This window comes from Streptomyces sp. NBC_00631 (assembly GCF_045206895.1).
Lineage (GTDB): Bacteria > Actinomycetota > Actinomycetes > Streptomycetales > Streptomycetaceae > Streptomyces.
The window spans coordinates 8,975,956-9,001,409 of record NZ_CP107734.1; the positions used below are offsets into that span (position 1 = coordinate 8,975,956).

Consider the following 25,454-nt stretch of genomic DNA (forward strand, 5'->3'; position numbering starts at 1 on the left):
GAGGGACGGTGGTGGGGCTGCGTGCGGAACAGTGTCGGACACAAGTACCGCATGCCGGCCGGTATGCGGAGCAGGATGCCGGAGATCGGCGACCTGTCACCGGCAATGTCGGTGGTGCGGCGGCCTGGCCGTCAGGTGCAGCTTCTGCTCACGCGCCGAGGTGCTTACGGAGCCACTGGCCCATCTGCTGGATTGCCTGATCCACCTCGGGTACCCGACCGGCGCCGAGGACGAACGAGTGCTGGCCTTCGGGCAGCGGGTGGACTTCGGAGGTGACCTTGAATTCCGCGAGTCGGCGGCCGAGCTGGGCGCCGTCGTCGGCGAGGGTCTCGTACTCACCGTAGTGGACGGTCGTGGGCGGCAGGCCGGTCAGATCGGCGTTCACGAGGCTGATCTGCGGGTCGGCGAAGTCCACTCCGGGCTCCTGCAGCCAGGCTCCCCGGAAGAGTTCGAGCGTGCCCCTGCTGAGCATCTTGTCGTTGTCCTCGTTCTCGTCCACCGACGCGTTCCGGATGGTGAGGTCGGTCCACGGGGAGACGCTGACGATCGCGCCCGGGGTCGGTTCCCCCTTGGCGAGCAGGCGCAGCGGCAGCATCACCGCCAGGGTGCCGCCGATCGAGTGGCCGGTGCTGCCGATGTTCCGCGGCTCGTAGCCCTGCGAGAGCAGCCACCGGTAGGCCGTCTCGGCGTCGTCGAGCTGCGCCGGGTGGGGATGTTCGGGCGCCAGGCGGAAGTCCACGACGAGCGAGCGGGCTCCGGCTGCCTTGGCGATGTGGCCGGCGGCCTTGCGGTCGGAGTGCATGGAGGCGGTGACGGATCCGCCGAAGTGGAAGTGGAGCAGGGCCCGGTCGGGGTCGGCGCCTTCGGGGATGGCCCACAGGGCGGGGACGCCGTTCGCGTCCACCTCGGCGTAGGTGACGCCTTCCGGCTCGGTCGACGCCTTGTGGTTCGAGTCGACGATGTCACGGATGACGGCCAGATCGAGGCCGGGTGTCGCCGACTTCGCGCTCACACTCGCGAGGAACTGCGCGAACTCGTGTGCCTCTGGGCTTACTCCCATGGTGGGGCTCCTTCTCAGGCGGGTGCCGTACCGGGTGCTCGCGGCAGCCGGGCCGATGTGATGGCCATGACGCTACTGGCTGGGTATTGGAAAGTAAACTCAGGTGAGGTTGGAGTCACACCCATGGACGCGAGGAGGCTCTTCAGGGCGTCGGGATGGGCCCCGTCTCGACCGGGGAAACGTCGAACGGCTCGATCGCCCGGGCCCCTGAGATCGTGGGCGCGGCGAGGACGAACCTTGTCCTGCGCGAGGTCTGGTACTGCGCCTCCCGCGCGAGTGCTTACTGTGCTGGTGAGCAGGACATCGCCTTGCGCAAGGGGCCGGTCGTGCAAGAGGGGCGCGCGCGTCAACGAGAGAGAGCGCCGGGCCCCGCAGACTGCCGCGGCAGACGTTTGACGGGGCCGGGAGGAATCCGGAGCGCCCTCGCGCTTACCGCGAGCGGACCCTCGGGAGCCATGCGGGCGGATGCTGTCCACGACAGCCGGTACGCCGTCGGTGCAAGCGTGTCTGGCCGCGTCCGATCTCGTCGACCACGGCGATAGCATGCGACCGTTCGTCGCGGTTGCCGCGTTCTGGACCGAGTGGTAACCGGGAAAGGTCTGCCGGATTGTTTGGCGCGGCCGGGCACAGTCTGCGCGGCCGTCTGGAGTTGCGCGGCGTGCTGTGCCGCGAGCATACGGCGTGCGGAATGGCACCGAACGTCCACAGCTGCGGCTCTTCGCGATGTATCGCCCCCTCCGGTGACCGCGCCGGAACGGAGGGTCTGTGGCCGGCCGCGTCTCAGTCGTTGCCGGGCACCATCGACACCACGACCTTGCCGGCCTTGGTGCGGCCCTGCTCGACGTGCGCCATCGCCTCGATTGTCCGGTCGAACGGGAAGGTGCTGTCGATGACCGGGCGGAGCTTCCCGCTGTCGTAGAGGGCGCCGAGCTTGCGCAGCTGGGAGCCGTCGGCCTGCATGAAGAAGAACTGGTAGCGCACGCCCAGCGCCTTGGCCTGCTTGCGGATCTTGCGGCTGAGCGTGTTCATGACCAGGCCCAGGAAGGAGGGGGCGCCGAGCTGCTTGGCGAAGGCGGCGTCCGGCGGGCCGACGACACTGATGGCCAGGCCGCCGGGCTTCAGCACGGTCAGCGACTTCTCGAGGTTCGCCCCGCCCAGGGAGTCCAGCACCAGGTCGTAGCCGGACAGCACCTGCGAGAAGTCCTCCTTGGTGTAGTCGACGACGACGTCGGCACCGAGGCTCCTGGCCAGTTTCTCGGTGTCGGTGTTCGTGGTCGTCGCCACGGTGGCACCGAGGTGCTTGGCGAGCTGGATGACCGTCGAGCCGAGGCCGCCGGCACCGGCGTGGATGAGCACCTTCTGGCCCGGCTTCACGTGGGCACGGTCGACGAGGATCTGCCAGGCGGCCAGGGCCACCAGCGGCACTGCGGCTGCCTCTTCGAGGGTGAGGGAGGCCGGCTTGGGCGCGACATCGTCCATGTCCATCGCGATGAACTCCGCGAAGCCTCCGATCCGCAGGTCGCGCGGGCGGGCGTAGACCTCGTCGCCGACTTTGAGACCGTGTACGGCGGAGCCGACCCGGATCACGACGCCGGCCACGTCGTGGCCGAGCACGAATGGGGTCTTGTACTTCAGGAGCTGCTTGAACTCCCCGTTGCGGACCATCTTGTCCAGCGGGTTGATGCTGGCGGCGCTCACTCTGACCAGGACGTCCCGGTCCCCGACGGCGGGCTCGGGCACCTCCGTGGCGCGCGCGCCGTCCTTGCCGTACTTCTCGACGACGAAGGCCTTCATGTCGGCCGCCTTTCTGCGTGCGTGTTTCCGTGGTCGATGACTCTTCGGGCAGGTCCCCTGCGCGCCCGTTTCTCGCGTGCGGCCGGGAGAGCTGCTGGTCATGACGCTACTGGCTGGGTATGGAAAAGTAAACTCAGGAGAGGTTAGTATCGCTGCATGGATGCGAGGACCGAAACTCTTCAGGACGCCGGCAAGGACCCCCGTCTGGACCGGGACATTTCGAACTGCTCGATCGCCCGGACCCTTGAGGTCGTGGGGGAGAAGTGGACGATCCTGATCCTGCGCGAGGTCTGGTACGGCTCGTCCCGTTTCAGTGAGTTCGAACGCGTCCTGGGCTGTCCTCGCAACCTCCTGGCGGCGCGGCTCAAGATGCTGGTGGAGGAAGGGATCCTGGCCACCGAGGCCTACAGGGAGCCGGGCTCGCGGAGCCGGCCGAAGTACGTGATCACCCCCAAGGGCATGGACCTGGTCCCGGCTGTGATGGGCCTCCTGCAGTGGGGTGACCGTTACCGCGCCGACCCGGAGGGCCCGGCCATGCTGGCACGGCACCGTGGATGCGGTGCGCACGTCGACGCCCAGATCCGCTGTGAACGGGGCCACGCCGTGCAGGCGGAAGACATCGAGAGCATCCCCGGCCCGGCATTTCGGATGAGGCCCGCCGAGTGACTGAGCGCGGTTGCGCCGGGGGCTCGTGGTGGGCTCAGTCTGCCGAGATGTGCTCGCTGCGTCTGGCCCGGGTCTGGTGGAGGCGGCACGACCGTCATCGTGGATCGGTGAGGTCGCGTCGGTCTCAGCGGGGTTCAGGTGACAGGCAGGCGCCGTTGTCGGAGCCGACGGCGAGATGCTCCGTCGGCCGGCGCAGTCTGTTGCCTGAACCCCGAGGGGCTCAGCGGGGGCTCCGACCGTTGCGGCCGCAGCGATTCACGACCCGCCTCGCCTGGCGCGGAACGAGGTGCGGCCGTTTCGCCGCACCATCGCGATGGTGGCGGCAAGGCTGCCGCGGTTCAGGTCGGGGTGCAGGCCGTTACCGAGGCGATGTATCTGGTCGGTGTGCCAGCTGATGTCCAGTACCCCGTCCAGGACCTTGAGGTCGGTGAATTTGCCCAGCAGGGTTCTCATGCCGTAGCGCGCCTGGTGTGCCGTGAGTGTCTCGGCCTGCCCTTCGAGGATGAGCCGGGCCGCGTCCGGGGTGGTGATCGCCGGCCGGCCGATGCCGACCACGTCGCATTCGCCGGCCTGCACGGCTCGCTGCATGGCATCGCGGGTGCGGAATCCGCCTGTGACGGCGAGTGGGATGTCGCCCACCACCTTGCGAACGGTGCGGGCGTATTCCAGGAAGTACGCCTCGCGTGCCCTGGTGCTGGGGGCCGCCGAGCCGCTCATCGCCATGGACTCGTAACTACCGCCGCTGACCTCGATGAGGTCGACGCCTTCGTGGGCGAGCGCGGCCAGCACGGCCTGGGACTCGTCCTCGGTGAATCCGCCCCGCTGGAAGTCCGCCGAGTTGAGTTTGACGCCCACCGCGAAGCCGGGCCGGACGCGGCCGCGGATGCGGCGGACGACCTCGAGAGCGAAACGCATCCGCCGCTCGGGATCGCCGCCCCAGCCGTCGTCGCGCCGGTTCGACAGCGGCGACAGGAACTGCGAGATGAGATACCCGTGGGCTGCTTGCACCTGTACGCCGTTGAAGCCGGCTGTCTCGCACACGGCCGCGGCCGTGGCGAAGCGCTCGATGATCTCCTCGATCTCGGCCGGTCGCAGTTCGCGCGGCGTCGTGGCTCCGGGCAGTTTCGTCGGGATCGGGCTGGGTGCCACCGGTGTGTGTCCGAGTGCCAAGGGATTGGCCTGGCGGCCGGGGTGGTTGAGCTGTGCCCAGATCGCACCGCCCGAGTCCTGGGCCGACTTGGCCCAGCGCGAGAGCGCGTCGAGATCACGCTCGTCCTCGATGACGATGTTGCCCGGTTCACCGAGCTGTGCGCGATCGACCATGACGTTGCCGGTGATCATCAGGCCGTAGCCGCCTCGGCTCCATGTGGAGTACAGACGGCCCAGGCGCTCGTCGGGGGCGTTGCTCTTGTCCCCGAGCGACTCGCTGAGCGCCGACTTCATCAGGCGGTTGGTCAGTTTCTGGCCGTTGGGGAGAGTGAGGGGGGTGTCCAGCGTGTTCATCGGGGCCTTCTTCGGTGTGGTCGGCGCCAGCCAGGGCTGCCTGGGGCCGGTTCGTCGGCGGTGCGGGTCGGCGGATCGTCACAGGAAGGCCGGAGGGGGCTGGTAGCCCTTGAGTTCTCGGCCGAGGAGCTCGGCGAACTTGATGGTGGTGAGGTCGCCGCCGCTCGGACCCATCGCCTGGAGCCCGACCGGCAGACCGTCTCGGCCGGTTCGCACGGGGATGGTCGTCGCGGGAGAGCCGGCCACGTTGGCGATGGCGCTCCACATGACCTGGTCCCAGTAGGGGCGAGGCCGCTCGTCGACCTGGATCCGGCGTCCGAATCGGTCGATCGGTTTGTTGTGATGAGGGGGTGCCGTGGTCGGTGTGACCGGCATGAGGAGGACATCGAAGTCCCGGAAGAACTCGGTCCACCGCTGGCGCAGCTCATGGCGTGCCACGTCCGCCTGGAGCCAGCTGTAATGGGACTGGAAGGTCCCTCGCAGGGCGTACAGCGCCTCTCCACGAGGATGCTGGACCAGACGCGCGAGGAGCGCCGTGTTGGAGGCGGCTGTCAGCCCGGATCGGTCGTAGGTGAACGCGCCGAAGAGCAGGCGCAGGAAGATGTCATGGCTGCTCGCCATGTCACCGGGGAGGCCGGGCGGCCGCAACTCGACCTTCGCGCCGGCCGCCTTGAGGGCGTTCAGGGCGTCGTCCATCGCTGTGGCGACGTCGTGATCGACGGGGCACGAGGGGTCCTCGGGCCACACCGCGACCCGGAAGCCGCCCAGTGCGCTCGCCCTGGGTGCTGCGAGGGTGTAGCTGAATCCGCCGTCACGCTCGGGCGGTCCTACCGTGGCGTGGAGGACGGGGACAAGGTCACGCGCCTCACGCACCTGGGCGCCCGCACAGGCGAGGTCGATCTCCCCCCACCGCCCGACTCCGGGTCCGCCCGGCACGTGGCCGATGAGCGGGATGGACCGCCAGGTCGCCTTGTGCCCGTAGAGGCCGTTGAAGTGTGCCGGGATCCGGGTGGATCCGCCGATCTCCGAGCCGAAGTCGAAAGCGGTCAGCCCTGCGGCGGTAGCCACGGCGCCGCCCCCCGCGGAGCCTCCGGACGTGCGTGCGGTGTTCCACGGGTTGAGCGTTGGTCCGAAGACCGGGTTGTCCGCCTGGACGTCCTGGTTCCCCGCGGGCATGTTGGTCTTGCCGATGATCACCGCACCCGCGGCACGCAGCCGTCGCACCGCCTCGGCGTCCTGTTCGGGCACGTAGTCCCTGAGGTCGGGCCGGCCGCAGACGGTCCGCAGACCAGCGGTCTCGTAGCTGTCCTTCAGTGTGATCGGCAGACCGTGCAGCGGGCCGAGTTCCGCCCCGCTCGCGCGTCTCGCGTCGGCCTTCCTGGCCGCGCTCCGCGCCCGTTCGACATCGAGGGTGACGATCGCGTTGAGCGTCTGGTTGTGGGCGTCGATGCGGCTCAGGTAGACCTCGAGCAGTTCCCCACTCGATACCTCGCCCGAGGCCAGCGCACTCAACTGGTCCACGGCTGACTGGAACGGGAGGTCACGCACGGAGAGCCTCGTTTCTGTAGGTGCTGATGTGGCGGGCCCGGAAGCCGAGAGGGGCTGGTGCCCCTCGTGCGGTGCCGTGGCGGGACATCACTCGGCCTGCTGTTTCGATTGCGCCCGGAGCATGACGGGAAGGTGCGCCGAGCGTGCATGACGGGTTGAGGAGCGAATCCCGGTGCACGTGAGACGCGGCCGGCGAAGGTGAGGCCCGCTCCAACGGCATCCGATCAAGCTCAGGACCCGAGGAAGCCGAGCGCCCTCGCGACGAAGTCCTCGTGGTGCTGGAAGATCCCCCCGTGGCCGGAGTCACGGTAGAGAGGGACAAGTTCGCTGTTGGGCAGACGGGCGGCCAGGTCGATCGTGTTCTGGCTGGGCACCATCCGGTCGTTCTCACCGTTGGCCACGAGGACCGGTTGGCGGATGGCCGAAAGGTCCGACGGTGCCTGGCGGCCCCATCGTCTGACGGCTTTCAGCTGGGCGCGCAGCGACGGCGGCGAGACGTTCCTGTCGCGATCGTCCGTGCGCTCCTTCAGCCGTTCCACCAGGGCGCGCCCGGCCTGCCGGCCGCCGGCGGTGTCGGTGAAGAAGAGGGAGAGCAGCGGGTCCTGGCGGGTCAGGGCGCCCTTGACCGTGGCCTGGATGGCCAGCGCCGGGACCTTGTCGATGCCGGGCCCTCCGGCGGGGCCGGTGCCCGCGAGGACGACCTTGCGGACAAGGCGCGGTTCCTCCGCCGCGATGACCTGTGCGATGAAGCCGCCCATCGACAGGCCGAGCAGATCGACCTGGTCGAAGCCGAGGGCACGGATGAACCGCACCCCGTCGTCGGCCATCTTTTCGATCGTGTCCGGCGTGGAGCCGCCCGACCCGCCCACCCCGCGGTTTCCGAAGGTGATCACCCGGCGTCGGGCGGCGAGTCCGTCGACGACGCGCGGATCCCAGTTGTCCAGGTTTCCGGCCATGTGAATCAGGAGGATCAGCGGCACGCCGTCCTCGGGGCCGAGCTGCCGATGGACGAAGTCCACCCCGTCCACGGGCAAGGAGCGCGTCGCCGCGAACTTGTACGACGTTCGTGAGGGGGGTGAGGAGTTTCGCGATGCGCTCATGTCCGGGTCCTTCTGGTAGGAGTGTCAGGCCGGTCTCGTCACCGGATGAAAGGGGTCCCTCACGTCATCAACAGGAGGAGTTGGCGACGTTGCTCGCGGCCTGGATCCGGGTGAAGGCCCTCATGGTTGTTTCCGATGTCGGCACGTGGATCGCGTGTGCTGTTCGTTTCAGGCTTCCCGACGCTGAAAAGTGCTCTGTCTCGGCAGGGCTGCCGACAGGGGGCAGCAGCCCCGTGGCCAGGCGCGTTGGTGCGGTGCTTGTCGCTCACCTCGCGGGCAGCGCTCTTCGGAGTGGCCTTACCTCGCGTCATGGACGCCGGCGTGACTGGCGCCAGTCTTCCGCCATTTGAATTACATTCATAATTCTAAGGGGCTGGTCGGCGGCCCGCAAGGGGAACCTTTCTCCCGTGTGTCATGTCCCGTTGCGGATGCGGCGCCCGTCAGCGACGTGGGTGACCGATCGAGCGGCGCTCGCGGCTCCCCGTGAAGACGCTCGACTCCTGCCGTGAAGGGTGACGAGCCGTGGGGTCAGGCAACGTGCCGGTCGGTGGCGGCGGGTGCCATCGGGCGCGGATGATCGTGCTTGCGGGGGAGCGACTGCTGCCGCGAGGGTGGGTGCGGCAGTTCGAGGTCCTCCTCGTGGGGCCCATTGCCTGCGCCCAGCAGATCGAGGGCGTTGTGGATGCCCTGTTCGAGGAGTTCATCGGCAAGTTGCCGGTCGGCGAGGGCCCGGGAGAGCTGCAGTGTCCCGGCCATCATGGCGTAGGCGCTCAGCGCCCTGGTGCGGGCCGAGCGCGGATGGCCGGGCGCCAGGCGGGCGGCGATGCCGTCGATGACCGCAAGTACACCGTCTGTGTAGGCCTGTTTGATGGGGTCTGCGCAGCGCCCTATCTCGTCGAGCAGGGCAGCGGACGGGCAGCCGTCGTCAGGGCTGTTGCGGTGCCGAGCGGACATGTACCACCGCACGATCTGTTCGAGTCCGTCGCGGCCGGGTGCCGCGTGCGCGACGATGTTCGCGTTCTGTGCGTGCAGTTGGTCGGCGACGGCAGTGGCGACGAGCTCGTCCTTTGAAGTGAAGTGGGTGTAGAAGGCGCCGTTGGTCAGCCCCGCGTCCTTCATGAGCGTCGCGACGCTCGAGCCGTCGATGCCGTCCCGCTTGAGCCGGCGTCCGGCCGTCTCGATGATGCGCTGCCGGGTCACCGGTTTGTGCTCTTTCTCGTATCGCACCCCATGCTCCTTCGCTCCCCAGAAGGGCCGCTCGCCCTCCGGCTGCTCTGTTCACTCTATGTCATGTCGAACGTAATTCAATGGTGCCGGGGTGTGACATGGACTCCGCCCGCATTCCCCGGCGCGTTCGCGCCACCAGCATCCGAAGCCGCGCCGCAAGGCCGGCGGTGGTGGCGCGACACCGCGACTGCGGTGCGCACGTCGACGTCCGGATCCGCTGCGAACGAGGCCACCCGGTGTAGGCCAAGGACACCGAGAGCGTCCCCGGCCCGGCCATTCGTATGAGGTCGCCCGAATGAACTGAGGACTCCTCCGTCAGCTTTCCGTGATCCGGCCGCTCTGCCGTGTACGCGCCTGGTGGAGGCGGACCTTGGTGCGGTTTCCGCAGCGGGACATGGAGCACCAGCGGCGGTTGCGGGCCGGGGAGCGGTCCAGGAAGCGCAGCGCGCAGCGGTCCGCCCCGCAGACGCGTACGCGCCGGATCTCGGCGGACAGAAGCAGGTCGACGGCGTCCTGGGCGATGAGCGCCAGCGCGAGTGTGGGGTCGGCCGCGAGGGGTGCGGTGCCGGCAGGCTCCAGGCGGTCCTCGGTGATGACGAGTTGCAGGGCGGGTCTGGGGGCCGCCGCTGCCGATCGGTTGAGCAGCGTCACGTCGCCGGATGCGGGCAGTCGGCCGGCGGCGACCGCCAGTACGGCCCGGTCGACGCTCTCGCGCAGCCGTCGGGCGGACAGGAGAATGGCTGCAGTGGCGGCGTCGGTGGTCCCCGGTGCGAGCAGACGGGCCTGCCGGAGCCAGCCCATCAGGTCGTCCGGTCCCCGGAGTGTCTCCTCGGGAGTGGTCCTCCACCGGCTCCGGAGGGTGTTGGCGAAGTCCAGGCAGACCCGTCCACCGTCCCAGATCCACACGTCGTCTGTTGCCACGCCTCCATTCTGCCCGCTAGCCTAACCGTCTAAGAGGGTTAGCTCGGATCGGGAAGGCGCGCTCCATGGGACAGCCGACGGTGACGACCGGAGTGACGCAGGTGGACGGGGTCCGCCTGCATTACGTCCAAGCCGGGGCTGGACCTCTGCTTGTCCTGCTCCATGGCTGGCCGCAGACCTCCGACTGCTGGCGGCCGGTGTTGGCGGATCTCGCCGCCGAGCACACGGTTGTGGCGCCGGACCTGCGCGGATACGGCCTGAGCGACAAGCCCACCACGGGTTACGGCAAGCGGCGTATGGCCGCCGACATGGCCGGCCTCGTCGAGGCTCTCGGCTTCGAGCGGGCCCTGGTCGTGGGCCACGACCGCGGCGCTCGCGTGGGGCACCGCTGGGCGCTGGACCGTCCGGACCAGGTGGAGCGGCTGGCCGTGCTCGACATCGTTCCCACCCGGGAGATGTTCCGCCGCCTGGACGCCTCGCTCGCCTCCGGGTACTGGCACTGGCTGTTCCACATGCAGCCCGATCTGCCCGAACGCCTCGTGGGGCGCGACATCCGCGGGTATCTCGAGTACTTCTTCGAACGGTGGACCTACAACCGCCACGGACTCACAGTCGATGCGGTCGACGGCTACGTCCGCGCGTTCTCCCGCCCGGGGGCCCTGCGCGCGAGCCTGGACGACTACCGCGCCATGGAGGAAGACACCGCGCTCGACGACATCGACGCCGCCGAAGGCCGCCGCCTCACCATGCCACTGCTGGCCCTGTGGGGTTCCGAGGGGCTGCCTGCGCGCTTGCCGACGCTGGAGATCTGGCGGGACTATGCGGACGACGTCACCGGTGCCGAGATCGCGGAGTGCGGCCACTTCATCCCGGAGGAGCAACCGAAGGCACTGTTGGCACATCTGTGGCCTTTCCTGGCCGGCAAGACGAACCGGTGACCCCCACGGTGAGGGAAACACTGCCCCTCAGCCGATCGAGCGCCGACCCGAAAGGCGCGCTGTCCGAGGGCCTCGACCAGGGTGTGATGACCCCGCACGACGAACGCACCTGTAGGGCAGGGCAGGGCAGGGCAGGGCAGTTGAGGGGCGGCCCCGCCGTAACCGGCTGGGCCGCCCCTCGGTCCGGGCTTCAGGTCGCGACCGCGTCGGCCGGAGCACTCCTTGCAGCAAGGCCGGCAGCCGAGCTGTCGGCCTTGCGCTGACGGCGCATCAGCAACGCCACAGCCGCTGCCAGGGCGACGGCACCGGCTCCGACCCAGAGGGCCGGGATCAGTCCGTCCACGAACTGTGAGGCGGATCCGTAGCCGCCCTGGGCGGAGAAGACCGCGGCCAGCGACGCCACGCCGATGGCGCCGCCGACCTCGCGGATCGCGTTGTTGGCGCCGGAGGCGATGCCCTGCTCCTCCGGGCGGACGGTGCTCATGACGAGGTTGGCGCTGGGTGCGAAGAACATGCCCATGCCGATGCCGCAGACGATCAGGGCGGGCAGCAGGTGGGTGTAGGCGACGTGCGGCTCGACGGTGATGGCCCAGAGCCCGAGACCGACGGCGTTCAGGGCCATGCCCACGGTGACGACGGGTGCGCCGCCGATGCGGTCGGACAGTGCCCCGGCCAGCGGTCCGGCGACCATGGGCATGGCGGTCCAGGGCAGCATCCGTACGCCGGCTTCCATCGGCGAGTAGCCGCCGACGGTCTGCAGGTACTGGCTGAGCAGGAAGATCGACCCGAACATGCCCAGGAACATCAGCAGGCTGGCGGCGTTGACGGCGCTGAAGGAGCGGTGGCGGAAGAGGCGCATCGGCAGCATCGGGTGCTCGGCGCGCAGTTCGTACAGGACGAAGCCGACGAGCAGAGCCGCACCCGCGATGAAGCCGCCCAGCACCGGGGTGCTGGTCCAGCCGTCGGTGTTTCCGCGCACCAGGGCGTAGACGATGCCGAACAGACCGGCGCTGGCAAGGGCCGTGCCGACGAGGTCGAGAGTCGGGTTCGGGCCGTGGCTCTCGTCCAGCCGCAGCAGGGCGAGCGGGATCAGTGCCAGGCCGATCGGGACGTTCACCCAGAAGATCCACTGCCAGGACAGATGCTCGGTGAGTGTGCCGCCGATGAGCGGTCCGGTGGCGACGGCGATGCCGCTGGCCGCGCCCCAGACACCCAGGGCCGCGCCGCGCCGTGCGGCGGGGACGGCGGCCGACAGCAGGGTGAGCGTCAACGGTGTCACGATCGCGGCCCCCACGCCCTGCGCCGCACGCGCGGCGATCAGTTCACCCATCCCCGGTGCGAGGGCTGCGGCGGCCGAGGCCGTGGTGAAGATCGCGAGCCCGATGGCGAACAGCCTCCGGCGGCCGAAGCGGTCGCCGAGGGAAGCACCGAACATGAGCAACACCGCGAACGTGAGGGTGTAGGCGCTCACCGTCCATTCGAGGTCTTCGAGGCCGCCGCCGAGGTCCTTGCGGATGGAGGGGAGGGCGGTGGTGACGATCAGGTTGTCGAGCGCGGTGATGAATCCGGCCATGCTGGTGATGGCCACGGCCCAGACGGCGCTGCCGCCCCGAACCCGCTGCTTGCCTTGCTGTTTCATGGCGTTCCTTACATTCCCTCAGCAGATACTTGGTGACGGATCAATGGACGTGGACGCCGGCGGGTGACGGCATGGAGTGCGACGGCGGGCATCGGTATCGAGTCGGCTCGGTGCGGGTTCCTGGGCGGTCGCTTCTCAGGGGAGTTGCGGGTAGAGCGCGGGGACGCCTCCGGCCAGGGCGGCCTGTGTCTGGCGGGCGGCGTTGTCCGCGAGGATCTCGTAGGTGCCGGCGGCGATGCCGTCGACGGCGATCCGGGCGATGTCGGCGGGGTCGGACTTGGCTGCGTCGATGGTCCGGACCATGTCGGTGTCCATGTAGCCGACGTGCAGGCCGGCCACGCGGATGTGCTGGTCGGCGAGTTGCAGGCGCAGGGCGTTGGTGAGCGACCACTCCGCGGACTTGGCGGCGCAGTAGGCGCCGAGGTCCGGGAAGCTGACCCAGGAAAGGCCGGACAGGATGTTCAGGATCGATCCGCCGCCGCCCGCCGCGATCTGGGGTGCGAAGGCGCGGACGACGGAGAGGGTGCCGAGGTAGTGGGTGTCCATCTCGAGGCGGATGTCGTCCAGGTCGGCGGTGAGCAGGTCGGCGCCGGTGGAGGACCCCGCGTTGTTGACCAGGATGGTCACGTCGCCGGTGGCCTTCGCGGCGGCCGCGATGGAGGCGGGGTCGGTGATGTCGAGTGCGATCGGTTTGGCGCCGGGCAGGTCGACGTGGTCGGGGTTGCGGGCGCCGGCGTAGACGGTGGCGCCGCGGGCGAGCAGTTCTGCGGCGAGTGCGCGGCCGAAGCCCCGGTTGGCTCCGGTGACAAGGGCGGTGCTGGTGGAGAGGTCCATGGAGAGTTCCTGGTGAAGCAAGAGGGTGAAGATCAGAGCGCCAATGGCGTGGCCGAGAGGGTCGAACCATTGAATTACGATCATAATATTAAGCTGAGTGAGTCGGTGATCGCAACCGCTTCTTCTGTGCTGCCGTCGAGGTCGGGTTGCGTGCGACACCAGGGGGTTTCGGGCGAGCGCGTCGGGGTCCGGGGCACCGGCCGCGGCGGCCGGGTCGCGCACCCAGGCGCGTACGGCGCGCTTGTGTCCGGCGGTGAGCGGGCGAGGGTGGGGTCGGGTGGCCCGGTGGTGCTGATGACGGTCCCGTCCGGCTTCAGTACCCACAGGGACTCGTCGAGGGTTTCGCCCCCAACCGTGTCGATGACGACGTCGTAGTCGTGCAGAGCCGTCTCGAATGCCTGCTTCCGGTAGTCGATGACGACGTCCGCGCCGAGGTTCTTCTCCAGGTCGGTCTTGGTCGCGCTCGCGGTCGTGGCCACGCTCGCACCGAGATGCTTCGCCAGCTGGATGGCGATCGTACGAGGCCCTGGACCGGTCGCGGAGACATGTGATGCTGAAGAGCGGTGCTTTTGACCCCCGCACCCACCAGCTCCGCCAACGTCCTGTCCTTGCTTCCGGTTTCGATGATCGCGGTCGCCATGCCGCCTCCCGCGGTGCGCACGCGAGTGCGCTGGCCACGCCCGACGCTACGGACAGCGAGCTGCAAGCGGATCTGTCATCTGATCTGTCATCGGATCGGTCACGGAGATGGCGAAGTTCGGAACGCATTGACTTGCTCCTCGGGCTGAAGCGCGAGGATTCTGGCCTTCTCGATCGTTGCTGTGCCGCTATCCGGCACGGGGTTCGGTCGGGATTCCGTGGCTTCCTGTTTCTTCGCGCTGTGCCGGGATTGCTCCCGGTCTTACCGGTGCTCCGCAGGCTGATACCGCCAGTCCGGCGGCCTGTTTGACGTTGATCGCGGCATTGTGGTCCCGGTCGTGGACGGTGCCGCAGGCACTGCAGGTCCATTCCCTCACGTTCAGGGGTTTGGGTCCGTCCTTGACGCCGCAGGTGGAGCAGGTCTGGGAGGTCGGTGTGAAGCGGCCGATCGTGACCAGGGTGCGGCCGTACCGTTCTGCCTCGTATTGCAGCATGCCGAGGAACGATGACCATCCGGCGTCGTGCACGGACTTGGCCAGCCTCGTGCGGGCCAGCGCCTTCACCGGCAGGTCTTCCACAGCGATCCCTTGGTTTTCGGAGATCAGCTTCGTGGAGAGCTGGTGGTGGAACTCGCGGCGCGCGTCGGCCACCTGGGCGTGGGCGCGGGCGACCTTGAGGCGGGCCTTGGCCCGGTTCTTGCTTCCCTTCTGTTTGCGGGACAGCTCCCGCTGGGCCTTCTTCAGCTTCTTCTCCGCGCGCCGTAGAAAGCGCGGGGAGTCGATCTTCGTGCCGTCGGACAGGACCGCGAAGTGAGTGAGACCCAGATCGAGGCCGATGGTGCGGTCGGTCTCTGGCATCCGCGCCTGGTCGGCGATGGGGTCGGTGGTGATGACGAAGGAGGCGAAGTACCGGCCGGCCGCGTCCTTGATGACGGTGACGGAGGAGGGGGTGGCGGGCAGCGTGCGGGACCACTTCACCTTCACCGCGCCGATCTTCGGCAGGTTCAGGCGGCCGCTGTCGGTGATGTTCCAGCGGGCGTTGGCGGTGAACCGGATCGAGTGCCGGGCGTCCTTGCGGGATGTGAAGCGGGGCGGGCCGGTCCGGGGGCCCTCGCGGTTGCCCTTGAGGGAGGCGAAGAAGTTGCGGTACTCGGTCTCGGCGTCCCGCAGGGACTGCTGCAGGACGACCGCGGAGACCTCGCCCAGCCAGGACCGCTGGGCTGTCCGCTTGGCCTCGGTGATCAGGCGGGTGGACAGCTGTGCGGCCTTGGGGAACGGCTGCCCGGCCTTGCGGGCGTCTTCACGGGCGCGGACCGCGTCGTTGAACACGACGCGGGCGCACCCGAACGCTTTCGCCAACGCGGTCTGCTGGCCGGTGCCCGGGTACAGGCGGAAGCCGTACCCGAGCTGCATGACCGTCACCCCACCTACGTGGGTTATGGGTTGAGATGCAGAAGATCAGAACTAATCGGCACTGTCGTGATGCATGTGCACTGGGTCTTCGTTACCAAAGTTCGGCACAAGGTGTTGACCGGTGTCTACTTGAGGCGGATGGAGGAGATGATGCGGCCGGTGTGCCCGGACTTCGAGTGCGACCTGGTGGAGTTCAACGGTGCGGACAACCCCGTCCACCTGCTGGTGAACTTCCCGCCCAAGGCCGCCGTGACCCAAGCTGGTCAACTCCCTCAACGGGTGTCTCCTCCCGCCGCCTGGGGGGACCTTCCGGCCGGAGGCTGGGGGAGAGATCCCCGACCCGGTGCGCCACTCCTGGCGCGCCAACAAGCTCTGGTCCGGGACCTCCTTCGCCAAACCGTCGGCGGCGCCCCGTTCTCCGTGCTCCGGCAGTACATCGAACGGCACAACCGGCCCGGGTGAGCACCGCCCAGCTCCGCGGGGACCAGGCCCCCGGTGCTCCGCGCCGCAGGCAAAGAACTGCGGTGTCCGGCTCGGCCGGATACGAATCCGCGACGCTCCCCGTCGCGACCATCAGAATCGCTTCACCACCGGCCCGAAGGCCGATGCACTGCGATTGAATTCCGGTAGCCGAGCATGGTCGCGATCTGGGAGATCTGCGTGCCGGTGGCGGAGAGGTGCCATGTCGTGCCGCGCCGGGTTACGCGCCACAACCCCGCGAGGAGAAGGTCATCCGGGCGGCGGAACAGCTGATCGGTCACGCCGGGCCGAGCATCCCATCGTGTCCGCGCGAGTTGGGCGTGCGCGGACTTCCGATGCTGTGGGTCGCCTCGGGAACTGGACTCGCCCCGGACTGGCGGGCTGCGCGCCGTCAGCCGAGGCAGCCCACAAAGTCATCTGGGTTGATCAGGACCGGGCAGGGAGGGCGGCGTGATCGGCACGCAACGAGGCTTTGTCGATCTTGCCGACCGCGTTCTTCGGGAGGACTTCCACCACGAAGAACGCGGTCGGGCGCTTGTAGCCGGTGAGGCCGCGTGCACAAAGTGCGTTCAGTGCCGTCGGATCGACGCTTGCGCCCGGTGACGGCTGGACGTAGGCGACGACCACCTCTCCCCACTTTTCGTCGGGTACGCCGATCACCGCGGCCTCGAGCACCGACGGGTCGCCTGTCAGCACGTCCTCGATCTCCTTGGGGTAGATGTTCTCCCCACCGCGGATGATCATGTCTTTCGAGCGCCCGACCAGGGTCAGATAGCCCTCGGCGTCGAGGTGGCCCACATCGCCTGTGTGCAACCAGCCGTCGACTACGACTCTGGCGGTTTCGTCCGGACGGCCGAGATAGCCACGCATGACGTTGGGGCCCCTCACGACGACTTCACCGTCCGTGCCCGGCGCCACCTCGCTGCCGTCGGCGTCGATGATCCGGATCTCCTGGCCGGGGAAGGGAAGCCCCACGGTTCCGGCGCGTCGAGGGCCGCCGACGGGGTTGATGGTGGAGCCGCAGGTTCCCTCGGACAGGCCGTATCCCTCGACCAGTGGAAATCCGTACCGTGCCTCGAAGCGGGCCAGCAGCTCGGCGGAGGCGGGTGCGGCGCCGCAGACCGCGAACCGCAGGGACGATGTGTCGGGTTGAACGTCGTCCGGGAGCGCCGCGAGCATGCTGTAGATCGTGGGCACGGCACTGAAGAAGGTGGGGCGCTCCTGCTCGACGAGGTCGAAGAAGCTGCGGGGATCGAAGCGGCGGCCCGCGATGACGACACTGGCTCCGGCGAGCAGCGGCGTCAGGACGCTGACCACGATGCCGTTGACGTGGAAGAGCGGCAGGATCAGCAGACAGCGGTCCGCCGGCCCCAACTCCAGCGCCCGGCGCCCCATCTCCACCATGGCGTCGATGTTGGCGTGGTCGAGCATCACGCCTTTGGGTACCCCGGTCGTACCGCTGGTGTAGATGAGCAGGGCCAGCGTGGCCGGGTCCAGAAGCGGTGCTTGATCCGGCTCCACCGTTCCTTCGTGCAGTCCGCCGACGGCGAGTACGGCAACACCGTGCGCCGCTACGGCCGCGCCGTCCTCGACCACCAGCAGGCACGCACCGGAGTCCTGGAGCTGTCGCACCACTTCGACGTCGGTCATGCTCGGGTTGACCGGTGTGATGGTGGCGCCGAGCCGCCAGGCGGCGAACAGCAGTACGACGAACTCGACGCGATTCGTCAGCTTGAGGGCGACGACGTCCCCGGGACCGATTCCGAGGTCCTGGAGCTGACGCGCTGCCGTTCGGACCCGGCTGAGCAGCTGCGTGTTGGTGAGGGACTGGTGTCGGTCGGAGACCGCGGCTCCGTGGGGGTCGAGCTCGGCGCGGCGGTCGGGCAGAGAAGCGACATTCATGGCGAGGCGTACCTGTCTCGGTGTGATGCGGTCCGTTCGGCGGGCAGGTCAGGGAGTCGGTGCGACGGGCGCCGGGTGGAGCTGGCGGGTGAGGAACTCGATCTGGTCGCGTACCAGTTCCTCGAAGGTCTCGCCGGTGTAGAAGTCGAAGTGGCCGGCGTCGTACCTCTTGGTCTCTCCCCGGGGTGCGGTGTCCGCGTACCTAAGGGTCTGGGCGGGGGGCGTGACGGAGTCGGTGTTGCTGACGCAGAAGAGGATCGGCATGGTGACCTTCCTCGCCGCACGCCCGGGCCGGTAGGCGGCGATGGTCGGGATCACCCGTGCCGCCACCTCGTTGCGGAACGTCGTCCCGGGCGGCTGCAGTGCCAGGTATCCGGGGAGGGCGTCCGGGGCGTTCATGAGGGCCGGCGAGCCGGGGGCGGCGGCGATGGGAACCATCGCGGGTGCCTTGCCGCGTACTCTGGCTGCCAGATCCTGGGCGAGTACGGGGGTCACCCTGAGTGAGCCGAGCGGGCCCAGCGCGAGCGCGGAGGCGAGACCGTCGGTGAACGGGCACTGGGCCACGGCCGCGCGCAGTTCGGGGTGGCGTGAGGCGACGGTGATGGCGTGGCCGCCGCCGAAGGAGCTGCCCCAGACCGCGACGCGGGAGCGGTCGATGTCGGGGCGGGCCTTGACGTAGGCGAGGGCGGCGTCCCAGTCGGCGAGCTGCCGCCTGATCGACAGGAGCTGGCGCGGGTGGCCGCCGCTGTCGCCGAAATGCCGGTAGGTGAACGCCACTGCGGCGATGCCGGCCTGCGCGAAACGCTCGGCGAACGCGTCCAGGCGCATTTCGCGGGTTGCGCCCAGGCCGTGCCCCAGGACGACGACGGGCGGCGATACGACGCCTGTGGGGAGGTAGAGCCACCCGGCGCAGGAGCTGTCGCCGGAGGGGAAGGTGATGTCGTGACGGGTGAAGGAGTGCGCGGTGGTCATCGTCGGCTCACCGTCCGTTCGCCGAGCGGCGCCCGGGCACGCTGCCCGAGGCGAGCGCCTGCGCGTAGGTGTCCGGCCGGTAGAGCGGGAGCTCGCCGGTGGCGTCCGTCGCCTCCATGTAGTCGAGCATCAGTTCCTGCCCTTCCTCCGACATGACTCTGGTGAAGAACTCGGCGCGTTCGACATGCAGGCCGTCCTCCAGCGGCATCGAGCCGCCGAAGTACACCGACCTCTTGGCGGCCGCCACCGAACCCTTCGACCGCTTGCCGAAGCGCTCAGCGAGTTCGACCGCCTGCGCGAGCACCTTGTGCTGCGGAACGACCTGGTCGACCGCCCCGTTGGCGAGAGCCTCCGCGGGCGTGAACGGCTTGCCTTCGAGGATCGCGGCCAGGGACCGGTGGGTGCCGATCAGGCGGGTCAGCCGCTGGGTGCCGCCGCCACCCGGGATGATGCCGAGGAGGATTTCAGGCTGGCCGATGAAGAAGTCCCCGTCGGCCATGACCCGCAGATCGCACGCCCAGGCGAACTCAGCGCCGAGGCCGAGAGCCGAACCGTTGAGGGCGGCGACGAAGAGGACACCGCTGGCGTTCATCCGGAGGAAGGTCGTGTGCAGGCGCTCCAGTTGGAGGGCTCCCCGCATCGGGGTCCTGCGCAGCACGGGCCCGAGGAGACGGGACCGGTCCACATGCTTGGCCGCGCGTACGACGGCGGCGGCAGCGCGTCGGCCGACCGTGGGGCTCGCGGCGCCCTCTTCCTGGAGCCACCGGACCGCGGCATGGCTGACGAACCGTTCCGGGTGCGCTCCGGTGAAGACGACGGCGCGGATGCGCGGATCGCGGTCGGCCCGGGTTACCAGTTTGGCCAGCTGGTTGGCGATGTCGAGGCCGAACACCTGGTGTGGACCGCCGTCCACCCGTACGACGAGGACGGCTCCGCGCTCCTCGATCTCCAGATGTCCTTTGTCTTTGTATGGCATGGCTTCTTCTCCCGTGTTCAGTCCATGGGATGAAAGTGCGAGTGCGTGGAGGACAGCCGCGGATGCGGGTGCAGCGATGTGGGCGTGCCTGCCCCGACGGGGGCTGGGTCTGCACAGGCGGCAGGAGACTGGAACAGCGCGTGATGTCGTGTCCGGCATGGACCCGTGGATCCGGGGCGGCATGTCACGCGCGATGTGTACTATTGCCGCGAAGATTTACATAACCAAGTTATTTGAGATGTGTCAACGATGGAGGCGTGCGAGACATGGCAGGGCGGGCGAGGCTTGATGACGCACCGGAACGGCTTGTGCAGGCGGCCATCGGTCTGCTGGCCGAGCAGGGGCCGTCGGCTTTGAAGGCGCGCACGGTGGCTTCCGCCAGCGGACTGTCGACGATGGTGGTCTACAGCCACTTCGGTGGCATTCCCGAGCTCATGAGTGCTGTCGCCGATCACGGGTTCAAGGAACTCGGCAGAGCGTTCGCCCACGTACCGGTGACGGAGGACCCGATCGCGGATCTCTTCGCCATGGCCTTGACCTGTCGTCGGCTGGCCCACGAGAACCCTCACCTCTACGACTTGATGTTCGGCCTGTCCACTCGGGCGACGTACCGGCCTCTTTCGGATGCGGACCTTCGCCTGAGCGGGCATTCCCCGGCCTTTCGTGAAGCCCACGCTCATGTCACTGCCGCGTGCGACCGGCTCGTGCGCTCCGGCAGGGTCGAGCGGCAGGAACCCGAAGTCGTCGCCGCCCAGTTGTGGAGTTTCGTGCATGGGTACATCACCCTCGAACTGGCCGAGCATTTCGTCGAGTTCGAGGACGCCGTGACGAAGGTGCTCCGGCCGATGGGCGTGAACTTCTCCGTCGGGCTGGGTGACAGCCGGGAACGTGCCGAGGCCTCCCACGAGGCCGGCGCGCGCCTGTACGACTCGATCACCCGAGGCGCCTGAGAGGCTGGGTGGTCGGGTACATCCCTGCACGGCTACGACGACCTGCTCTCGGCAGCAGGGGTGTCGGTGCCGGGCGTGAGCTGGTCGTGCCTCCCCAACGCCGCGACCTCCCGTTCGAGGGAGGGAACCGCACGGGCCGCGAAACGCCTTGCCCAGGGCCAGGCCAAGGGCGAATTCAGCGCTCCCTTCGCCCAGTTGGCCACGAGGACCGCGCGCGGCACGTACACGCGGCTGCGTCGGCGCACGAGCCCGTCGACGATCGCGGCGGCCGCCCGGTCGGCGCTCGTGGTGACGTTGCCCGGATAGGGCAGCCGCCCGCGCAGCCCCTGGAAGGAGGGGAGATCCGCCTCGGCGCCCCGGACGAGGTCCGTGTCGATCCAGGAGGGGTGCACCAGGCCGACCGTGACCCCGAGATGCGCCACCTCCTGGCGGTAGGTCAGGGCGAGCAGCTCGGCTGCGGCCTTGCTCGCGCCGTAGGAGGCCATCGCGGCGAGCGGCATGAACGACAGCGCGGACGCCACGACCAGCACGTGGCCTCGGCTGCGCTCGAGATGGGGCGTCGCGTACTTGAGGGTGCGGAACACGCCGTTCAGGTTGATGTCCAGGACCCGCTCGAACGACGTCTCGTCCGTCTGCCGCACCGTCCCGTACGCCACGACGCCGGCGTTGGCGACGACGAGGTCGATGCCGCCCATGACGTCAGCGGCCTCGTCGATCGCCGACCGTAGAGCGGCCCCGTCGCGCACATCGGCCTCACGCCAGACAGCGGTGGGGCCCAGCTCGTCGGCGAGGGCGCGCAACCGATCGGCTTCGAGGCCTATCACGGTCACCCGGGCCCCTCGGGCGGCGGCCAGGCGGGCCACCTTCTCGCCGATACCGCGTGCCGCTCCGGTGACAACCAGCTTCTTGCCCAGCAGGTCACGTTTCATGGCGGCAACATAACTTCGTTATTGATGGAACACAAGAGACTGCGCACCGGCCACCGCTCGGTTCACCTGCTGGGTCTCACCACTGGACGAACCTATGCTGGCTGCCATGAGACGGACATCCTTTGCGCAGTGGCCATGTTCGATCGCGCGGACCATGGACCTGCTCGGGGACTGGTGGGGCGCTTCCTCCTCGGGCTCGGCCCCTCGCGACCGCAGGTGATCGAAGGGCTGCACGGCGTGCCCTTCGCCCGGCCGCTGTCACGGATGCGCGAGACCGTCGAGATCGTGCGGCAGGCCGCCTCGGGGGAGAAAGTCGCTTACCCCGGGCGGGAGTTCCAGATCCCCCTGCCGGGCGGGGAGGGCAAGCCCATGCCTCTGTCGATGCGCGGGGAGCACGACATCCCCGTCTACCTGGCGACCCTCTCGCCGAAGATGCTGCACCTGACCGGTGGATCGCCGACGGCTGGCTGGGCACCAGCTTCGTACCCGAGGGCGCCAAGGAGGCGTACTTCGACCACCTGGACCGGGGCCTGGCCACCGCCGGTCGTACGCGTGCCGATCTCGACATCTGCCAGGGTGCCGAGGTCGCCTTCGCGGACGACGAAAACGCGCTGCGCGCGATGGTGGCCGGACGCAAGAAGGAGCTGGCCTTCAGCCTCGGCGGCATGGGCTCCGCGACCACGAACTTCTACAACAACGCCTACAGCCGCCAGGGATGGGCCGAGGTGGCGGCCGACGTCCGGGCACGCTGGCAGGCCGGGGAACGGGACGGCGCGGCCGGCCTGGTCCCCGACGAGATGGTGTTGGCGACCACGCTGATCGGAACCGAGGGCATGGTGCGCGAGCGGCTTCGCGTGTGGCGCGACGCCGGGTCGACACTGTTCGCTTCTACCCCGCCGGCGAGACCCTCGACGCCCGACTCGCGACCCTGGGCCGGGCCGTCGACCTGGTCCGCGACATCGAGGACGAGGTGGCACTGTAACGACAGGCCATGGCGGCCGGGGCGGCACGATAGCGACAAGCCATGGCGACCGAAGCGGGTCGCCATGCGCCGACGCAGCCCATCAGGCCTTGGTCCGGGTCAACCGCGGGCGCTGATGGTGTCGGCCGCCAGGCCCGACATCAGCAGGATGATCGCACGGAACGTCCTGGCCAGGGCGGACTCCCGGTCCGTCGCGGCGGACAGAATGCTGACCGTGGCCGACCGCTACGAGGCGGAGCTGCCGGTGGCCGAGGCCGACGTCACCTCGGCGACCGACCTGACGCGTCTCTTGGAGCCCAGCGATGTGGTCGTCTCCACGGTCGGGCCGTTCATGCGGCTGGGTATGGCCGTCGTCGCGGCTGCTGCGCGGGCGGGCGCACACTACTTCGACTCCACGGGGGAGGGGCCCTTCGCCCGCCGCGTCCTCCTCGAGCTGGATGCCGTCGCGGCCGTCCGGGGAGCTACCCTCGTGCCCGCGTTCGGCTACGACTACGTGCCCGGCAACCTCGCCGGCGCGCTTGCCCTGACGAGGGTGGGCGAGCGGGCGCGCCACGTGGAGATCGGGTACTTCATCACCCGTTCGGGACATGGGGACGAGCTGCTCTACCGGAGCACCCTGCGCGACGCCTGCACCCTGACCACGGGGGGTACGCGGCAGACGCTGGTCGGTGCGGCGGCCGAGGACGGGTTCGCCTACCGCAGACCGCGGCCCTGGGCTTCCGCCCGCGTGGTCGACGAGCGCGCGGCCAAGCGTGTGCGTACCTTCCACTACGGCGGTGTGAAACGTACGGTGTTGACCGTCCCGGGCACGGAACATCTCGGACTGCCGGAGGTCTTCCCCCAGTTGGGGAGCGTCGAGGTGGGCCTGGGGTGGCTCGGACGGTGGACGCGCCCGGTGCAGATCGCCGCCACACTCCAGGCACCCCTGCTGCGCTCGGCGAAGGTGCGGGCCGCTCTGGCGCGGTGGTCCGAGCGGCTCCCGGGCTCGCAGCGCGAGCCGGACCCCGATGGCCGTTCCCTGGTGATCGCAGTCGCCCGCGACGGCCACGGTCGGCCCCTGGCCGCGACGGCCCTCACCGGACCCGATCCGTACGAGGTGACGGGATCCCTCCTGGCATGGGTCGCCGTCCACGCGGCCCAGCCGGATGCCGTCCTCAAGCCCGGTGCGCACGGCCCGCTCGACGCCTTCGGCCTCGACACCCTGAGGCTTGGTGCCGCCGAGGCCGGAGTGCACGAAGTCGACGGGGCGTCGGCCCGCCGTCGATGACGGCTGAGCGGGCATGGATCACCGCCCCGCTGCGTTGAAGCCGACGTCCGGGAAGCCGCTGCCTGGATGGTGGACCATACGGTCGCCTCCACGGGTTCCCTGTGGCGGGCGGTGGCGGATGCCTTTGCCGGCGTGTTGGTGAACAGATCGTTCGATCGGGAGTGAGTCCGCCCTTCGCGGGGGTGGCCCGCCCCAGTGGAAAGGAAGCCGTCCATGGACGAGCAGGGTGAGCACTTCGACGTCGTCGTACTCGGCGCGGGCCCCGGCGGATACGTAGCCGCCATCCGGGCCGCCCAGTTGGGCAAGCGGGTCGCGGTCGTCGAGGAGAAGTACTGGGGCGGCGTCTGCCTGAACGTCGGCTGCATCCCCACCAAGGCCCTGCTGCGCAACGCCGAGCTCGCACACATCTTCACGCGCGAGGCGAAGACCTTCGGCATCAAGGTCGACGGTGAGGTCTCCTTCGACTACGGGGAGGCGTTCCGCCGCAGCCGGAAGGTCGCAGACGGCCGGGTCAAGGGCGTCCACTACCTGATGAAGAAGAACAAGATCACGGAAATCAGCGGCCGCGGCACCTTCCTCGACCCGCACACACTCCAGGTGGCCGACTACGACGGCAACACCCGCACCATCGGCTTCGAGCACTGCATCATCGCCGCCGGGGCGAGCCCCAAGCTGCTGCCCGGCACCCGCCGTACGTCACGCGTAGTCACGTTCGAGGAACAGATCCTCGCCGAGGACCTGCCGCAGTCGATCGTCATCGCGGGCGCCGGGGCCATCGGCGTCGAGTTCGCCTACGTGCTGCACAACTACGGCGTCAAGGTCACCATCGTCGAGTTCCTGGACCGGATCGCCCCGCTGGAGGACGCCGAGGTCTCCGCCGAACTGGCCAAGCAGTACCGCAAGCTGGGCATCGACGTGCTCACCTCGACGCGCGTCGAGTCGATCGACGAGTCCGGCCCGCAGGTCCGTGTCACCGTCACCGGCAAGGACGGAGCCCAGCAGGTCCTGGAGGCCGACAAGGTCCTGCAGGCGATCGGCTTCGCGCCGAACGTCACCGGTTACGGCCTGGAGAAGACCGGCGTGCGCGTCACCGAGCGCGGCGCGATCGACGTCGACGGCCGCTGCCGCACGTCGGTCCCGCACATCTACGCCATCGGCGACGTCACCGCGAAGCTGATGCTCGCGCACGCCGCCGAGGCCATGGGCGTGGTCGCCGCCGAGACGATCGCGGACGCGGAGACCATGGAGCTGGACTACGTGATGATCCCGCGGTCCACCTTCTGCCAGCCGCAGATCGCCAGCTTCGGCTACACCGAGGCGCAGGCGAGGGAGAAGGGCTTCGACGTCCAGGTCGCCAAGTTCCCGTTCACCGCGAACGCCAAGGCCCACGGCCTGGGCGACGCGACCGGCTTCGTGAAGCTGATCAGCGACGCCAGGTACGGCGAGCTCCTCGGAGCCCATCTCATCGGCCCCGACGTCACCGAACTCCTCCCCGAGCTGACCCTGGCCCAGCAGTGGGACCTCACGGTCCACGAGGTCGCCCGCAACGTCCACGCCCACCCCACCCTGGGCGAGGCAGTCAAGGAAGCCGTCCACGGCCTCGCAGGCCACATGATCAACATGTAGCAGGGCGCTCGGCGCAGCGGCAACAGGGCCCGTGGGTGCTCGGATCGGTTTCGGGACCTCGAGTGGCCACGGGCCCTGATCCCCTGTTG

Annotated in this window: 21 protein-coding genes and 2 pseudogenes; 7 read left to right on the forward strand and 16 right to left on the reverse strand. The window is 69.0% G+C overall.

The features are described from left to right. Window positions 1-148: 148 nt before the first annotated feature. Both OHB00_RS40840 and OHB00_RS40845 read right to left on the reverse strand, forming a co-directional pair. Window positions 149-1,060 carry an alpha/beta hydrolase gene (locus OHB00_RS40840; protein ID WP_406442661.1) on the reverse strand — a complete coding sequence of 304 codons (912 nt, stop codon included), beginning with the start codon at window positions 1,058-1,060 and terminating at the stop codon, window positions 149-151. A gap of 780 nt (window positions 1,061-1,840) precedes the next feature. Then, window positions 1,841-2,854 carry an NADP-dependent oxidoreductase gene (locus tag OHB00_RS40845; RefSeq protein ID WP_406442663.1) on the reverse strand — a complete coding sequence of 338 codons (1,014 nt, stop codon included), beginning with the start codon at window positions 2,852-2,854 and terminating at the stop codon, window positions 1,841-1,843. A 156-nt stretch (window positions 2,855-3,010) separates the two neighbouring features. Between OHB00_RS40845 and OHB00_RS40850 the strand changes: the two genes are divergently transcribed. Next, window positions 3,011-3,520, forward strand: a complete 510-nt coding sequence (locus OHB00_RS40850; RefSeq protein ID WP_406442665.1) for a winged helix-turn-helix transcriptional regulator — start codon at window positions 3,011-3,013, stop codon at window positions 3,518-3,520. 255 nt (window positions 3,521-3,775) lie between these two features. Here OHB00_RS40850 and OHB00_RS40855 read toward each other — a convergent pair whose 3' ends face one another. From OHB00_RS40855 to OHB00_RS40875, 5 genes and pseudogenes are all read right to left on the reverse strand, one after another. Further along, complete coding sequence (locus tag OHB00_RS40855; RefSeq protein ID WP_406442667.1) at window positions 3,776-5,023, reverse strand: NADH:flavin oxidoreductase/NADH oxidase family protein; 1,248 nt, start codon at window positions 5,021-5,023, stop codon at window positions 3,776-3,778. A 78-nt stretch (window positions 5,024-5,101) separates the two neighbouring features. Further along, window positions 5,102-6,571, reverse strand: coding sequence for an amidase (locus tag OHB00_RS40860; RefSeq protein ID WP_406442669.1), 1,470 nt, complete (start codon window positions 6,569-6,571; stop codon window positions 5,102-5,104). Between the two features lie 230 nt (window positions 6,572-6,801). After that, complete coding sequence (locus OHB00_RS40865; RefSeq protein WP_406442670.1) at window positions 6,802-7,671, reverse strand: alpha/beta fold hydrolase; 870 nt, start codon at window positions 7,669-7,671, stop codon at window positions 6,802-6,804. Window positions 7,672-8,328: 657 nt separating this feature from the next. Beyond that, window positions 8,329-8,898: pseudogene (locus tag OHB00_RS40870) on the reverse strand (TetR/AcrR family transcriptional regulator); the annotation flags it as partial. A gap of 315 nt (window positions 8,899-9,213) precedes the next feature. Next, on the reverse strand, window positions 9,214-9,819 hold the full coding sequence (locus OHB00_RS40875) for a CGNR zinc finger domain-containing protein (RefSeq protein ID WP_406442672.1): 606 nt from the start codon (window positions 9,817-9,819) through the stop codon (window positions 9,214-9,216). A 65-nt stretch (window positions 9,820-9,884) separates the two neighbouring features. Here OHB00_RS40875 and OHB00_RS40880 point away from each other — a divergent pair, with 65 nt between their 5' ends. Then, window positions 9,885-10,757: an alpha/beta fold hydrolase gene (locus OHB00_RS40880; RefSeq protein ID WP_406442674.1), complete on the forward strand. Its 873-nt coding sequence runs from the start codon at window positions 9,885-9,887 to the stop codon at window positions 10,755-10,757. Between the two features lie 190 nt (window positions 10,758-10,947). Here OHB00_RS40880 and OHB00_RS40885 read toward each other — a convergent pair whose 3' ends face one another. The 4 genes from OHB00_RS40885 to OHB00_RS40900 form a co-directional block, all read right to left on the reverse strand. Further along, window positions 10,948-12,396: a DHA2 family efflux MFS transporter permease subunit gene (locus OHB00_RS40885; protein ID WP_406442676.1), complete on the reverse strand. Its 1,449-nt coding sequence runs from the start codon at window positions 12,394-12,396 to the stop codon at window positions 10,948-10,950. 135 nt (window positions 12,397-12,531) lie between these two features. Beyond that, window positions 12,532-13,230, reverse strand: coding sequence for an SDR family oxidoreductase (locus OHB00_RS40890; RefSeq protein WP_406442678.1), 699 nt, complete (start codon window positions 13,228-13,230; stop codon window positions 12,532-12,534). Between the two features lie 80 nt (window positions 13,231-13,310). After that, window positions 13,311-13,745, reverse strand: a complete 435-nt coding sequence (locus OHB00_RS40895) for a zinc-binding dehydrogenase (RefSeq protein WP_406446197.1) — start codon at window positions 13,743-13,745, stop codon at window positions 13,311-13,313. A 312-nt stretch (window positions 13,746-14,057) separates the two neighbouring features. After that, a complete protein-coding gene (locus tag OHB00_RS40900; protein WP_406442679.1) occupies window positions 14,058-15,281 on the reverse strand; it encodes an RNA-guided endonuclease InsQ/TnpB family protein in 1,224 nt (407 codons plus the stop codon). Between the two features lie 69 nt (window positions 15,282-15,350). Here OHB00_RS40900 and OHB00_RS40905 point away from each other — a divergent pair, with 69 nt between their 5' ends. Then, a complete protein-coding gene (locus OHB00_RS40905) occupies window positions 15,351-15,743 on the forward strand; it encodes a transposase (protein WP_406442681.1) in 393 nt (130 codons plus the stop codon). 122 nt (window positions 15,744-15,865) lie between these two features. On the opposite strand, the gene OHB00_RS40910 is transcribed toward OHB00_RS40905, so the two are convergent. From OHB00_RS40910 to OHB00_RS40925, 4 genes are all read right to left on the reverse strand, one after another. After that, window positions 15,866-16,042 (reverse strand): hypothetical protein, encoded by a 177-nt coding sequence (locus tag OHB00_RS40910; protein WP_390982484.1) that lies wholly within the window; start codon window positions 16,040-16,042, stop codon window positions 15,866-15,868. A 145-nt stretch (window positions 16,043-16,187) separates the two neighbouring features. After that, window positions 16,188-17,663 (reverse strand): class I adenylate-forming enzyme family protein, encoded by a 1,476-nt coding sequence (locus tag OHB00_RS40915; RefSeq protein ID WP_406442683.1) that lies wholly within the window; start codon window positions 17,661-17,663, stop codon window positions 16,188-16,190. A 48-nt stretch (window positions 17,664-17,711) separates the two neighbouring features. Beyond that, window positions 17,712-18,635, reverse strand: coding sequence for an alpha/beta hydrolase (locus tag OHB00_RS40920; RefSeq protein WP_406442685.1), 924 nt, complete (start codon window positions 18,633-18,635; stop codon window positions 17,712-17,714). Between the two features lie 7 nt (window positions 18,636-18,642). Further along, complete coding sequence (locus OHB00_RS40925) at window positions 18,643-19,611, reverse strand: enoyl-CoA hydratase/isomerase family protein (RefSeq protein ID WP_406442687.1); 969 nt, start codon at window positions 19,609-19,611, stop codon at window positions 18,643-18,645. Window positions 19,612-19,877: 266 nt separating this feature from the next. Here OHB00_RS40925 and OHB00_RS40930 point away from each other — a divergent pair, with 266 nt between their 5' ends. Beyond that, entirely contained in the window at window positions 19,878-20,561 is a 684-nt protein-coding gene (locus tag OHB00_RS40930) for a TetR/AcrR family transcriptional regulator (protein ID WP_406442689.1), read from the forward strand. Between the two features lie 32 nt (window positions 20,562-20,593). On the opposite strand, the gene OHB00_RS40935 is transcribed toward OHB00_RS40930, so the two are convergent. Next, window positions 20,594-21,490 (reverse strand): short-chain dehydrogenase/reductase, encoded by an 897-nt coding sequence (locus OHB00_RS40935; protein WP_406442691.1) that lies wholly within the window; start codon window positions 21,488-21,490, stop codon window positions 20,594-20,596. A gap of 177 nt (window positions 21,491-21,667) precedes the next feature. Between OHB00_RS40935 and OHB00_RS40940 the strand changes: the two are divergent. The 3 genes and pseudogenes from OHB00_RS40940 to lpdA all read left to right on the forward strand — a co-directional run. Then, window positions 21,668-22,472, forward strand: a pseudogene (locus OHB00_RS40940) (LLM class flavin-dependent oxidoreductase); the annotation flags it as partial. A gap of 148 nt (window positions 22,473-22,620) precedes the next feature. Continuing rightward, complete coding sequence (locus tag OHB00_RS40945) at window positions 22,621-23,739, forward strand: saccharopine dehydrogenase NADP-binding domain-containing protein (protein WP_406442693.1); 1,119 nt, start codon at window positions 22,621-22,623, stop codon at window positions 23,737-23,739. A gap of 213 nt (window positions 23,740-23,952) precedes the next feature. After that, window positions 23,953-25,365 (forward strand): dihydrolipoyl dehydrogenase, encoded by a 1,413-nt coding sequence (lpdA, locus tag OHB00_RS40950; RefSeq protein ID WP_406442695.1) that lies wholly within the window; start codon window positions 23,953-23,955, stop codon window positions 25,363-25,365. Window positions 25,366-25,454 lie beyond the last annotated feature (89 nt).

Bases quoted from the DNA above. Each gene is read 5' to 3' on its own strand.
- OHB00_RS40840 (WP_406442661.1), bottom strand. From the start codon at position 1,060: ATGGGAGTAAGCCCAGAGGCACACGAGTTCGCGCAGTTCCTCGCGAGT.
- OHB00_RS40845 (WP_406442663.1), bottom strand. From the start codon at position 2,854: ATGAAGGCCTTCGTCGTCGAGAAGTACGGCAAGGACGGCGCGCGCGCC.
- OHB00_RS40850 (WP_406442665.1), top strand. From the start codon at position 3,011: ATGGATGCGAGGACCGAAACTCTTCAGGACGCCGGCAAGGACCCCCGT.
- OHB00_RS40855 (WP_406442667.1), bottom strand. From the start codon at position 5,023: ATGAACACGCTGGACACCCCCCTCACTCTCCCCAACGGCCAGAAACTG.
- OHB00_RS40865 (WP_406442670.1), bottom strand. From the start codon at position 7,671: ATGAGCGCATCGCGAAACTCCTCACCCCCCTCACGAACGTCGTACAAG.
- OHB00_RS40880 (WP_406442674.1), top strand. From the start codon at position 9,885: ATGGGACAGCCGACGGTGACGACCGGAGTGACGCAGGTGGACGGGGTC.
- OHB00_RS40885 (WP_406442676.1), bottom strand. From the start codon at position 12,396: ATGAAACAGCAAGGCAAGCAGCGGGTTCGGGGCGGCAGCGCCGTCTGG.
- OHB00_RS40890 (WP_406442678.1), bottom strand. From the start codon at position 13,230: ATGGACCTCTCCACCAGCACCGCCCTTGTCACCGGAGCCAACCGGGGC.
- OHB00_RS40900 (WP_406442679.1), bottom strand. From the start codon at position 15,281: ATGCAGCTCGGGTACGGCTTCCGCCTGTACCCGGGCACCGGCCAGCAG.
- OHB00_RS40905 (WP_406442681.1), top strand. From the start codon at position 15,351: ATGCATGTGCACTGGGTCTTCGTTACCAAAGTTCGGCACAAGGTGTTG.
- OHB00_RS40915 (WP_406442683.1), bottom strand. From the start codon at position 17,663: ATGAATGTCGCTTCTCTGCCCGACCGCCGCGCCGAGCTCGACCCCCAC.
- OHB00_RS40920 (WP_406442685.1), bottom strand. From the start codon at position 18,635: ATGACCACCGCGCACTCCTTCACCCGTCACGACATCACCTTCCCCTCC.
- OHB00_RS40925 (WP_406442687.1), bottom strand. From the start codon at position 19,611: ATGCCATACAAAGACAAAGGACATCTGGAGATCGAGGAGCGCGGAGCC.
- OHB00_RS40930 (WP_406442689.1), top strand. From the start codon at position 19,878: ATGGCAGGGCGGGCGAGGCTTGATGACGCACCGGAACGGCTTGTGCAG.
- OHB00_RS40935 (WP_406442691.1), bottom strand. From the start codon at position 21,490: ATGAAACGTGACCTGCTGGGCAAGAAGCTGGTTGTCACCGGAGCGGCA.
- OHB00_RS40945 (WP_406442693.1), top strand. From the start codon at position 22,621: ATGATCGCACGGAACGTCCTGGCCAGGGCGGACTCCCGGTCCGTCGCG.
- lpdA (WP_406442695.1), top strand. From the start codon at position 23,953: ATGGACGAGCAGGGTGAGCACTTCGACGTCGTCGTACTCGGCGCGGGC.